We start from the raw sequence: 10687 nt of genomic DNA, 5'->3' as shown, positions 1-10687 counted from the left end.
TACACCACGCCTGGCGGTTCATGCGGTCTCGACTCGCAAGTTGCGCAAAGTCAGCAACCGGCGGCGAGCCCGGCAACCTCGACCCGAAGATCAAGGTAACCAGGAGGTTACCAGAACCCAACGGCGGATGCGATCTCCTAGCTTCGCGAGGGTCGACTCGACGGGTGCCCGGCCAGTCCGGGGACGGTGCGGCGACGCTCCCCGTGGATCACCGATCGGCGACGGAACGGAAACCCCATCCGTAGCGGAACGGGAACACCCAGGCCCCCTCCGGATGGTGCCACGATCGCTCTCGTCCGCTCTCCGCCGCGCCGCAGTTCGCACGCCGGGCGTCGAATTCGGGCCGATAGCCGGCCCGATGCGAGGCTCGGGCTCTCCGCGACTTCCGCCGGACCTGACGAACAACCCGTGCTGGGTGCGGTCAGGACCGACCAACAACCGCGGTCACATCACGGAAGTGCCGGCCTTCCACCCCGGCCTCACGGCGGCGCCGGCAGCGGGGAACCGCGGGAGACGACCTGCAGGTCCTCGGTCGGCCGCCCCACCAGCGCGATGTCCCCGGCCGTGTCGGTGCGGCGCACCGCGGCCCCGGCCCGCTCCAGCCCCGTGATCAGGCCGGGGTCGGGGTGTCGGTAGCTGTTGCCGGCACCGACGCTGACCAGCACTGCACGCGGGGACACCGCATTGAGGAACGCGACCGAGGTGTACCGGCTGCCGTGGTGCGGCATCTTCAGGACGTCGGCCCGCAGGTCGGTGCCCGATGCGAGCAGGTCGGCCTGGGCGGCGAGCTCCACGTCGCCGGAGAGCAGCACCGTGCCGGCCGGGGTGCGGGCGCGCAGCACCAGCGAGCCGTCGTTGACCGCCGTGCCGTCCTCGCTGTCGACGAACACGGCCGGATGCCGCGGGCCGATCACGTCGATGACGAGCGCCGGCCACTCCAGCCGCCTGCCTGCGGCGAGCGCGACGAGGGGCGCACCGGCGTCGGATGCCGTGCCGGCCACCTCCCGCAGCGCCCAGCCCGGCTCCCGCACCGGGCCGACGGCCACCCCGGCGACCGCGCGATCGCGGAGTGCGCCCGCCAGCCCGCCGACGTGGTCGGCGTGCAGGTGGCTCAGCACGACGAGGGCGATGCCCTGCACGCCGAGCCGGTCGAGGCACGCGTCGACCGCGCCGTCCTCGGGCCCGGCGTCGACCAGCACGACCCACCCGGGCCGGCCCGTGGCGAGCACGATCGCATCGCCCTGACCGACGTCACAGGCCACCACCGCCCAGCCCGGGGGCGGCCACCCTGGCGGTGCGATCCGCGTGGGCACCAGGATGAGCGCGAGCCCCAGCACGACGGCGAGGAGCAGCGCCCGCCACCGCGGTGACCGCCCGAACCACAGCAGCCCCAGCACGAGCAGGCCGAGCAGCACCGCGCCCGCCGGCCCGCCGGGCCAGCCGAGCACCGCGCCGGGCACGGCCGCGGCCCGGTCGGCGACCAGCACGAGCCACCAGGCGGCCGGCCCCGCCGCCCACGCGCACACCTGCGCCGGGAACGCGCCGAGCGGCGAGACCACCGCGGCCAGCACTCCCAGGACCGTGGCCGGCGCGACGGCGGGCACGGCGAGCAGGTTGGCGACCACCGCGACCGGGCTCACCTGCGCGTTCAGCCCGGCGATCAGCGGAGCGGTGGCGAGGAACGCGGCCGCAGGCACGGTGAGCGCCTCGGCCACCCACCGCGGCACCCCACGCCGCTGCAACGCATCGGACCATCCCGGCGCGAGCAGCACCAGCCCGGCGGTGGCGAGCACCGACAGCGCGAACCCGGGGTCGACGGCCAGTGCCGGATCGACCAGCAGGAGCACCAGCACCGCTGTGGCCAGCGCCGGGACCGCGGACCGCCCCCGCCCCATGGCGAGCGCGAGGAGCACCACGGCGGCCATGGCCGCCGCCCGCACGACGCTCGGCGACGGCCGCGCGAGCACCACGAACCCGAGCACGGCGGCCGCGCTGACGCCGGCCGCGATCCGCGGATCGGCCCGCAGCAGGCGCAGCAGCGCGAGAACCGCGCCGGCCACGATCGCGAGGTTCGCCCCGGACACCGCGAGGAGATGGGTGAGCCCCGCGGCCCGGAAGTCGGCCTCGACCTCCGCGGTGAGCCCGCTCCTGTCGCCGACGGCCAGGCCCGGCAGCAACCCGGCCTGCGCGGGCGGCAGCACGCCCGCGGCGTCGCGCAGGCCGGCCCGGAGCCCGCCCGCCGCCTGCTGCCACCACGGCGGCGCCGAGACCTCCCCGGGCGGGCCGCGGACCCGCAGCACCGCGACCGTGAGATCGCGGCGCCCCGCCGGTGCGAGCAGCCCGTGTGCGGTGGCGACCTGACCCGGGAGCAGCGTCGCCCACTCCTCGGCGGGTGCGATCAGCAGCACCCGACCACCCACCGCCCAACCTGCGGCGCCGACCTCGGCGTGTCGGAGCACCGCCGGCACGAGCACCTGGCTCGCCTCGCCGGGCCGGGCCCCGTAACCCAGGCTCCGCAGCTGCCGTGGGTCGTCGGCTACGACCACCCGCAACGCGGCCGCGGCGCCGCGCTCCGCGGGGCCGAGCAGCGGGTGCTGCGCGACGAGCAGCGTGTGGGCGGTGACCACCAGTGCTGCCGCCGCGCCGGCGCCCGCGGCGATGATCACGCCCGCTCGGGCCGCCCCACGGTGGCGCGCCACCGTGGCTCCGACGAGCAGCGCGCACCCGATCAGCACGGCCACGCCCGCGACCGGCCCGAGCCCGATGCCCAGCAGCACGACGGCCCACACCGCGAGCGCCGCCGGCACCAGGCGCAGGTCGGGCGGGCGCCGCACCGGGTCGAGGTCGGAGGTTCGCGGCCGGACGGTGAGCGTCATGTGCCCGACGCCATGCCGCCGTCGCGGGCCCACCCCAACCGACGTGCTCCGTCGTCGGTCGTACCCGGCGTGGCTGCATCCCCGGGAGGACCGATGACCTCGAAGCGACTCCGGCGCCGTACGTCCGTGCCCCCGGCCGTCGTGATCGGGGTGGGCGCGGTGGTGCTGTTCGTCGCGGGCATCGGGATCACCGTCCTGGTCGGGGGCGTCGATGCCACGCCGCGGTGGGTGCGGACGTTGGCGGTCTCCCTCGCCGTGGGGCTCGGGATCGCCTACGTCGTCGGCACTGCGGAGTGGGCGATGGACGCGTGGATCATGAAGCGGGCGTGCAGGTACATCGACGCGGGCCGGTTCGACGACGCCGCCGTGAAGCTGTACGTGTACGTGAAGCAGCTGGAGAAGATGGCCGGGCCGTACGACCCGCTGACGCTCCGCTGGACCTGCACGTTCGCCCACGTGCTCCTGCACACGGGCCAGCGCGTGCGGGCGACCGCGCTGCTCGCGTTGGTGATCGACGGTCAGCTCGCGGTGCTGGGGCCGAACCACCCGGAGACACAACGGTCACTGCGGCTGCTGGCGTGCCACACCGACATCACCGCGCCGGTCGCGCCGGTCGAGAGGTGGTGGGCATGAGCGGCCCGGCAACCTCACATCGTGACCACTTCCCGTAGCTGGGCGAACCGGCGCTCCCCGATGCCCTCGATCTCCCGCAGCTGTTCCACCCGGGTGAACCGGCCGTTGCGGGTGCGCCACTCGATGATCCGTTGCGCCGTGACCGGGCCGACCCCGGGAAGGGTGTCCAGCTGCTCGACGGTGGCGGTGTTGAGGTCGACCTTGCCGGCAGGAGCCCCGCCCGCCGCCGGCGGCGGAGCGCCGGGCGCCGGAGCCGGGGCGGCGTCCGGTGCGGCCGGAACACCCACCGCGACCTGCTCGCCGTCGGCGACGCGGCGCGCCAGGTTGAGGCCGCTGACATCGGTGCCGGGAAGCGCACCACCGGCCGCGTCGAGCACGTCGGCGACACGGGCGCCCTCCGGCACCTCCACCAGGCCGGGCCGGTGGACCTTGCCCGACACGCTCACCACGAGCAGGGCCGGTGGCGCGGTGGGCGCTGCGGCGGTGGTGGCAGCGACCGGGGCAGGCGCGACCGGGGCAGGCGCGACCGACGCGGCGGGCTCGGCAGCGGACACGGTGACCGCGGGCAGGTCCGGCACCGGCTCGGCCCGCGGCCGCTCGAACCAGACCCCCACGGCCGCCACCACGGCAGCCACTGCCGCGACGAGCGCGAGCGCCGTGGCGCCGGGCCGACCGGGATCGACACGTGCGCCGCGCCATGCCGCGGGCGCCAGCCGGCGCAAGGCGGCAGCGACCCGGCCGAGCGGATCCGGGGCCTGCTCGGGGGAACGATCCCGCTCCACGGCGATCGGCTCGTCGTCCGGCACGAGGTGGTGCAGCGACCGGGGCGGGCCCGCCCGCGGCTGCGCCTCGCGCATGCCGGCCAGCAGGATCGGGACCGTGGGTGGATCGAGCCGGTTCGGACTCGCCGAGCCTCCTTCCGCTCGCGGCGGTGGCCACACCCCACCCTCACCCAGCCCGCCGGTTCCGGGGCCGCCCTCCGGCTCGGGCGACGCAGGCAGGACGAGGAACTCGGATCGCGTCATGTGGCCGACGCTAGATCGGTGCGAGGGTGGCGAACGGATTTCCTGGCGAGCTGTGGATGAGCGGGGTACGAGGTGGATGACTCGCTGCGCGGCGGGAAGAACTGTCGCAGTTGCCCGCTGGACGCTCCGGTCGTCTCGCATACCGATCACTGGCGTGCTGCTCGCTGCGATCAACTCGGAGATCGACCGACGACCGTTTGCCCTTGATCGGCGACAGGCCCGACCGCGACGCACGGCTGTGGAGACCCTCCGCTAGTGTCCCGAACCGGAAGTCCGGTGCATAAATCGGCGGATCCAGGTTTCCGCTGGGTGCGCCGGCGAGCCGGCCTCGTACCGGGCGTACTCGGGCGGTTCGCCGGTGCGGCCAGCGGGAAGCTGAGCCGTCGAGTTATGTGGTGGACGTTCGGTCCGGGACACTAGCCCCTCGGCACCACCACGACACCGAGCAGGCCCGGCCCGACGTGCGCGCCGATCACGGCACCGACCTCGGACACGAGCAGCCGCGCCACCTGCGGCAACCGCTCACGTAGCCGGGCCGCGACCTCCTCGGCCCGCGTGGCCGCGGCGAGGTGGTGCACCGCGAGGTCGACCGGTCCGTCCCCCGCCGCCCGCACCGCGAGCTCCACGAGCCGCTGTGCGGCGCGGGCCGTGGTGCGGACCTTCTCCAGCGGCACGATGCGGCCCTGCGCGACGTGCAGCAGGGGCTTCACCGCCAGGGCGGTGCCGACGAGGGCGGCGGCGGCACCGATGCGCCCGCCGCGCCGGAGGCGGTCGAGCGTCTCGACCGAGAAGAACAGGCGGCACCGCGCCGCGACGGCCTCGGCGGCGGCCGCGACCTCGCCGCCCGTCGCCCCGTCCCGTGCGGCATCGGCCGCGGCCAGCACCGCGAATCCCAGCCCCATCGCGGTGGACCGGGAGTCGACGACGTGCACGCGGTCTAGGCCGAACTCCTCGGCGGCCAACCGGGCCGTGTCCCAAGTGCCGGACAGCTCCCGCGACAGGTGCACCGACACCACCTCGTCGGCTCCGCCGTCGAACGCGGCGCGGTAGCAGGCGGTGAACTCGGCCGGTGTCGGTCGAGACGTCTGCACGTCGAGGTGTCGGTCGGCGAGTGCCACGGACAGCTCGGCTGCGTCGATGTCGATGCCCTCGCGGCCGACCCGGTCACCCAGCCGGACCTCGAGCGCGACGACCTTGATCCCCTGGTCCTCCGCCACCCCCATCGGGAGGTACGCGGTGGAGTCCGTGACGACGGCGACGGGCACGACGCCGGAGCCTAGTGGTCCCCGCCGGAAGTACGGCACGCATCTCGACCCGGTACGTCCGGCGGGAACCACTAGCGCCCCAGCAACCCGGCGCACGCCTCACCGACCGCGGTGTGGGCGTCCCAGCCCCAGTGCATCCCGTCCGGGTTGCCGTGGCCGCCCAGCACGTGGTCGGCGACGAGGGCGGGCAGGTCGAGCAGCGCCACACCGGACGCCTGCGCCCACGCCCGGGTGGCCCGCTCGCCGGCCGCCCGGCCGGGGTGGGCCGACCCGTAGCACTCGGCGCGGTGCGGGGGCGGGAGCACGGCCACGACGGGGAGGCCCGGCCGGACCGCGAGGACGGCGCTGCGGCAGCGCTCCAGGTACTGCACGGTGAGCCGTGGGGGTAGTGCCACGGGCCCGCCTCCGGGCAGGACCGCGGCGAAGCTCCGGGCGAGCGCGGGCTGCGCGCGCAGGTAGGCCGCGCGGACGCGGCGGCGCAGCCACTCCGGCCGCAGTACCGGGATCAGCTCGCGCACCGCGGTGGGCAGCGGGGACGGGAGCGTGTCCATCCCGCCCACACCCAGCACGAGCGCGTCGGCGGCCGGCAGGACGGCCCACACGCGCGGATCGGAGATCAGCGCGTGCCACGCGTGCCGCGCGGTCCACCCGGTGCCCGCGACGATCTCCGCGCGGGCGCCGAGCGCCGAGGCGGCGACGTTGGGCCAGAGCCGCGGGTCGTCGGCGGGTTCTGGCCGCTCCGGGCCGTGGAAGGCGAGGGAGTCTGCGAGCACCAGCAGCACCGGGCCGTTCGCCGTCACGGCCGGGCGGTCACGTACCGATGCCGACGTTGTACCCGGCGAGCCGCCAGCGCGGATGGTCGGACCTGCGGGCCAGCGCGGCCCACCGGCAGTTGCCCATGCCACCGATCGCGGGCCATGCCGTGGCGGGCAGTGCCAGCAGCCCGCAGACCAGTCCGGCGATCAGGCCGCCGTGGGCGACCAGCACGACGGTGATCTCCGGCTCGGACGAGCCGTACTCGTCGTCCAGCTCCTCGACGACGGGCAGCGAGCGGCGCACCACCTCGATGCGGGACTCCCCGCCCGGAGGCGCCCACGCCGGGTCCGAGCGCCAGGCTGCGATCGCCCCGGGCCAGGCGTCCTCGATCTCGGCGACCGTGCGGCCCTGCCATTCCCCCAGGTGGGTCTCCCGCAAGCGGGCGTCGAGCTTGACCGGCCGGCCGCACGCCGCGGCGACGAGGTCGGCGGTGTCGACGGCCCGGCGCAGGTCGGAGCTGATCAGCCGGTCGGGTGCCAGCCGGGCGATCTCGGGGGCGACGGCGCTCGCCTGCTCGACGCCGGTCTCGGTGAGCAGGGAGTCGAGATGCCCCTGCATCCGGCCGTTGACGTTGTAGTCGGTCTGGCCGTGGCGCAGCAGGACCACCCTGCGCAGGCTCACGTGGTCGGCCTGGTCGCGTCGGCGGACGGTTCGGAGTTGACGACGGCCTCGGGGAACGCGACCCGGGGGCAGTCCTTCCACAGCCGGTCCAGCCCGTAGAAGCCGCGCTCCTCCGAGTGCTGGACGTGCACCACGACGTCCACGAAGTCCAGGAGCACCCAGCGTCCCTCGCGCGTGCCCTCGCGGCGGGTGGGCTTCGCGCCGTGGGCGCGCAGCTTCTCCTCCACCTCGTCGACGATGGCCTGCACCTGCCGTTCGTTGGGCGCCGACGCGATCACGAAGCAGTCGGTGATCACGAGCTGGTCGGACACGTCGAGTACGACGATGTCCTGCGCCTTCTTGTCCGCCGCGGCGGCCACGGCCACCCGGGCCATGTCGAGCGCGTCGTCGGTCGCCGTCACCCGTTCCCCTTCCCCGGCGGGTCAGGCCCACCTGCTCCCACCCATTGTCCCAGCCCCGTTCGGTGGCTCTGGTACGCGGTCCGGCGTGTGGTGGTTTCCCGTGCGGTGGAAGCGGGAATGAGGTCGGTGTGCGGACGTCCGAGGGCTGCGAGGGCCGATGACTGCGACCAACGGGGCGACCGACGGGACCATCGGCGTCGCGCAGTCCGACGAGCAGACCCGGCCCGCTGGGGGAATGGACGCCGCCGAGGACGCGGAGCACCCGGACGGCGTCGCGGAGGCCGCCGCGCGGGACGTCGCGCGGCTGCTCGACCGGCGCGGACTCCGCGAGGTCGTCGCGCTCGCCCACCGTGTTGTGCGCGAATCCACCCGGCTTACCACGCCAGGGGGGCCGCGAACGGACGACACCGACGCCAATCGCTGTACGCTGCGCCAGCATGAACGGCCCACTCGGCGGGGTGCCGCCGGCCGAGCAACTGATGACGATCGAGCGTGACGACCGCGACGGCTGCCTGGTGCTGGTCGTACGGGGCGAGGTGGACCTGAGTACGGGAGGACGGCTGATGGAGGCCGGCAACGCGGCGCTGCACGAATCGGCGCAGCAGCCGGTGATCCTCGACCTGACGAAGGTCGACTTCCTCTCCTCCTCGGGGCTCGGCCTGCTCGTCGCGCTGCACGACGACGGCCGAGATATGGGCGCGCCGCTGCGCGTGGTGGTGGATCCGGCGCGGCCGGTGATCCGGCCGATCCGCACGATGGGCCTGGACGAGGTGCTGTCGCTGTTCCGCACCGTCGACGAGGCCGTCGCGGCCTGAGCAGTTCGTGGACAACCCGCTGCACCCGCCGGACGACGTGATCTCGATGGTGCTCATGGCCGATCCCGTGTCGCTGTCGGTCGTGCGCGAACGGTTCCGACGGTGGCTCGGGGCGCTCTGCTGGCCGCCACGCGAGGTCGACGACGTCGTGATGGCCGTGAACGAGGCGGTCACGAGCGCGGTGGAGCACACCCATCCGTCGGCCATCGGCGCGGAGGTGCGGGTCGCGGCGCGGCAGTACGCCGAGTCGGACGGTGGGCGACGGGTCCTCGTGGCGGTGGCCGGCGGGGAGCACTGGACCCCGGAGCCCCAGGGCTTCGAGGGGCCCGGCCTCCTGATGATCCACTCCTGCATGGACGCCATCGAGGTGACCCACGAGGCCGACGGCACCACGATGCTGCTGACGAGCGCGAAGGTGCCGCCGCTGCTGGGCGGGGAGTTCTAGGCGGCCTCGCTACGGCTTCGCCCGCCGTCGGCATCGACATCACCGGTCCGCCGCCCCGCCGAGCGATCCGTCAGGGCTTCTCGTCCTGGTAGAGGCGGCGCTTGGAGATGTACTGCACCACGCCGTCCGGCACGAGGTACCAGACCGGGCGGCCGTTCCCCACGCGCCGGCGGCAGTCGGTGGACGAGATCGCCATCGCCGGGACCTCGACGAGGGAGACGGCGCCGTCGGGCAGGTGGTCGTCCTCGAGCGTGTACCCCGGCCGGGTCACGCCGACGAAGTGGGCGAGCCGGAAGAGCTCGTCGAGCCGCTCCCAGGTGAGGATCTGGCCGAGCGCATCGGCGCCCGTGATGAAGTACAGCTCGGCGTCGGGGTACTCGGCGTGCAGGTCGACGAGGGTGTCGGCGGTGTAGGTGGGGCCCGGGCGGTCGATGTCGACCCGGCTCACCGAGAACATCGGGTTGGACGCGGTGGCCACGACCGTCATGAGGTAGCGGTCCTCGGCCCGGCTCACCGCGCGGTCGGACTTCTGCCACGGCTGCCCCGTCGGCACGAAGACCACTTCGTCCAGACCGAACCCGTTCGCCACCTCGCTGGCTGCGACGAGGTGCCCGTTGTGGATCGGGTCGAACGTCCCGCCCATCACGCCGATCTTGCGGCTCACCGCCCAAGACTAAGCGACGCCGCTCCCGGCACCCGCCCCGGCGGCCAGTGCGTCGGCGAGGAACCGCAGCTCGCGGTGCATGGTCTCCTGCCCGTCCTCGGCGTGCCGCGCCACCGAGTGCCGGTAGCTGATCGCCGAGGCGAGCAGCTGCGCCGCGCAGTCGACGTCGGCCCGCGGACCGTCGACCGGGCGCGCGGCCGCGACGACCTCCCGGATCTGGCCGACCATGCGGTCGAAGCGTTCCTGCAGCGCGTCGAGCACCGCCGGGTGGGTGTCGGACTCCCGCCACAGGAGGTGGGAGAGCACGGCCGACGAGTCGAGCGCCTGGTCGAACGCGTCGATGAGGCGGTGCAGGCTGGCCGCCACGTCGCCCGGAACGACGACCGCTGCCGGGTCGATGCGGTCCTCCGGCAGCCGCTCGACCAGCGCGGACAGCAGGTCCGGCTTGCGCTTGAAGTAGTAGTGGACGAGGCCCTTCGGTACCCCGGCCCGCTCCGCGATGCGCGACGTGGGTGTGGCGTCGAAACCGGCCTCGGCGAAGAGTTCCTCGGCGGCCGCGAGGATCCGCTCGCGGGTTGCGGGCTCCTCGGGCGGCGGGACGTCGCTCATGTGCTCCTCACCGGCCCATCCTGTACGCGCGAGACGGCCGCGGCCAACCAGGGCCGCGGCCGTCGTCTCAATGTTTCGATGTTTCGATGTTTCGGTGTTTCGGTGTTTCGGTGTTTCGTGGTGGCGTGTTCCGGTCAGTGCTGACCGGCGAGCCCGCGGTGCTCGGTGTTGGCCGCCGGCAGGGCGGCCAGCCCCACCGCGACCGTCAGCACGCCCGCGATCCAGGACGTCCAGGCGGCGCCGGCCATGTCGGCGTACCCGAACACCCACGGCGAGATGAACAGCAGGACGCCCAGCACCCCGTGCACGTACTCGCTGGCCACCGAACCCGGCTGCGCCAGCGACCACAGAGCGGCGACGGCGATCAGCACGCCGAACACGATCAGTGACCACAGAGCGGCGGTGTCGGTGGACACCACGATCGGCGACAAGGCCGTCAGCACGCCGATCACGAGTGCCGCCCAGTCCTGCCACCGATGCCATGTCCCGGTCATGAGACTCACCCTTCCCTCGTGAG

General features: G+C 74.3%; 13 protein-coding genes. 4 read left to right on the top strand and 9 right to left on the bottom strand.

Annotated features, from left to right (window positions below):
* Positions 1-479: 479 nt before the first annotated feature.
* Positions 480-2876, bottom strand: a complete 2397-nt coding sequence (locus ACU436_RS15380) for a ComEC/Rec2 family competence protein (protein WP_459025779.1) — start codon at positions 2874-2876, stop codon at positions 480-482.
* Between the two features lie 93 nt (positions 2877-2969).
* On the opposite strand from ACU436_RS15380, the gene ACU436_RS15375 reads away from it, so the two are divergent.
* Complete coding sequence (locus ACU436_RS15375) at positions 2970-3509, top strand: hypothetical protein (protein ID WP_459025777.1); 540 nt, start codon at positions 2970-2972, stop codon at positions 3507-3509.
* Between the two features lie 14 nt (positions 3510-3523).
* Here ACU436_RS15375 and ACU436_RS15370 read toward each other — a convergent pair whose 3' ends face one another.
* From ACU436_RS15370 to rsfS, 5 genes are all read right to left on the bottom strand, one after another.
* Positions 3524-4534: a helix-hairpin-helix domain-containing protein gene (locus tag ACU436_RS15370; RefSeq protein WP_459025776.1), complete on the bottom strand. Its 1011-nt coding sequence runs from the start codon at positions 4532-4534 to the stop codon at positions 3524-3526.
* A 416-nt stretch (positions 4535-4950) separates the two neighbouring features.
* Complete coding sequence (locus tag ACU436_RS15365) at positions 4951-5799, bottom strand: DegV family protein (protein WP_459025774.1); 849 nt, start codon at positions 5797-5799, stop codon at positions 4951-4953.
* Positions 5800-5870: 71 nt separating this feature from the next.
* Positions 5871-6599, bottom strand: a complete 729-nt coding sequence (octT, locus tag ACU436_RS15360) for a diglucosylglycerate octanoyltransferase (RefSeq protein WP_459025772.1) — start codon at positions 6597-6599, stop codon at positions 5871-5873.
* A 10-nt stretch (positions 6600-6609) separates the two neighbouring features.
* Positions 6610-7236 (bottom strand): histidine phosphatase family protein, encoded by a 627-nt coding sequence (locus ACU436_RS15355; protein WP_459025770.1) that lies wholly within the window; start codon positions 7234-7236, stop codon positions 6610-6612.
* The gene (gene rsfS / locus ACU436_RS15350; protein WP_459025768.1) at positions 7233-7637 is read right to left on the bottom strand and encodes a ribosome silencing factor; all 405 of its coding nucleotides are present in this window, start codon (positions 7635-7637) and stop codon (positions 7233-7235) included. The genes ACU436_RS15355 and rsfS overlap by 4 nt, the downstream gene beginning before the upstream one ends.
* Positions 7638-7794: 157 nt before the next feature.
* Between rsfS and ACU436_RS15345 the strand changes: the two genes are divergently transcribed.
* From ACU436_RS15345 to ACU436_RS15335, 3 genes are read left to right on the top strand one after another with little or no spacing between them, the layout of a single operon-like run.
* A complete protein-coding gene (locus ACU436_RS15345; RefSeq protein WP_459025766.1) occupies positions 7795-8133 on the top strand; it encodes a hypothetical protein in 339 nt (112 codons plus the stop codon).
* Complete coding sequence (locus ACU436_RS15340) at positions 8075-8452, top strand: STAS domain-containing protein (protein WP_459025764.1); 378 nt, start codon at positions 8075-8077, stop codon at positions 8450-8452. The genes ACU436_RS15345 and ACU436_RS15340 overlap by 59 nt, the downstream gene beginning before the upstream one ends.
* A gap of 7 nt (positions 8453-8459) precedes the next feature.
* Positions 8460-8897, top strand: a complete 438-nt coding sequence (locus tag ACU436_RS15335; protein WP_459025763.1) for an ATP-binding protein — start codon at positions 8460-8462, stop codon at positions 8895-8897.
* 70 nt (positions 8898-8967) lie between these two features.
* On the opposite strand, the gene nadD is transcribed toward ACU436_RS15335, so the two are convergent.
* From nadD to ACU436_RS15320, 3 genes are all read right to left on the bottom strand, one after another.
* A complete protein-coding gene (gene nadD, locus ACU436_RS15330; RefSeq protein WP_459025761.1) occupies positions 8968-9561 on the bottom strand; it encodes a nicotinate-nucleotide adenylyltransferase in 594 nt (197 codons plus the stop codon).
* Positions 9562-9570: 9 nt separating this feature from the next.
* Entirely contained in the window at positions 9571-10170 is a 600-nt protein-coding gene (locus tag ACU436_RS15325; RefSeq protein WP_459025759.1) for a TetR/AcrR family transcriptional regulator, read from the bottom strand.
* Between the two features lie 134 nt (positions 10171-10304).
* A complete protein-coding gene (locus ACU436_RS15320) occupies positions 10305-10664 on the bottom strand; it encodes an SPW repeat protein (RefSeq protein WP_459025757.1) in 360 nt (119 codons plus the stop codon).
* Positions 10665-10687: the final 23 nt, after the last annotated feature.

The organism is Pseudonocardia wallangbongensis (genome assembly GCF_054486945.1).
This window is presented reverse-complemented; position numbering and strand designations above follow the sequence as displayed.

Bases quoted from the DNA above. Each gene is read 5' to 3' on its own strand.
- ACU436_RS15345 (WP_459025766.1), top strand. From the start codon at position 7,795: ATGACTGCGACCAACGGGGCGACCGACGGGACCATCGGCGTCGCGCAG.
- ACU436_RS15375 (WP_459025777.1), top strand. From the start codon at position 2,970: ATGACCTCGAAGCGACTCCGGCGCCGTACGTCCGTGCCCCCGGCCGTC.
- ACU436_RS15320 (WP_459025757.1), bottom strand. From the start codon at position 10,664: ATGACCGGGACATGGCATCGGTGGCAGGACTGGGCGGCACTCGTGATC.
- ACU436_RS15370 (WP_459025776.1), bottom strand. From the start codon at position 4,534: ATGACGCGATCCGAGTTCCTCGTCCTGCCTGCGTCGCCCGAGCCGGAG.
- ACU436_RS15340 (WP_459025764.1), top strand. From the start codon at position 8,075: ATGAACGGCCCACTCGGCGGGGTGCCGCCGGCCGAGCAACTGATGACG.
- ACU436_RS15380 (WP_459025779.1), bottom strand. From the start codon at position 2,876: ATGACGCTCACCGTCCGGCCGCGAACCTCCGACCTCGACCCGGTGCGG.
- ACU436_RS15325 (WP_459025759.1), bottom strand. From the start codon at position 10,170: ATGAGCGACGTCCCGCCGCCCGAGGAGCCCGCAACCCGCGAGCGGATC.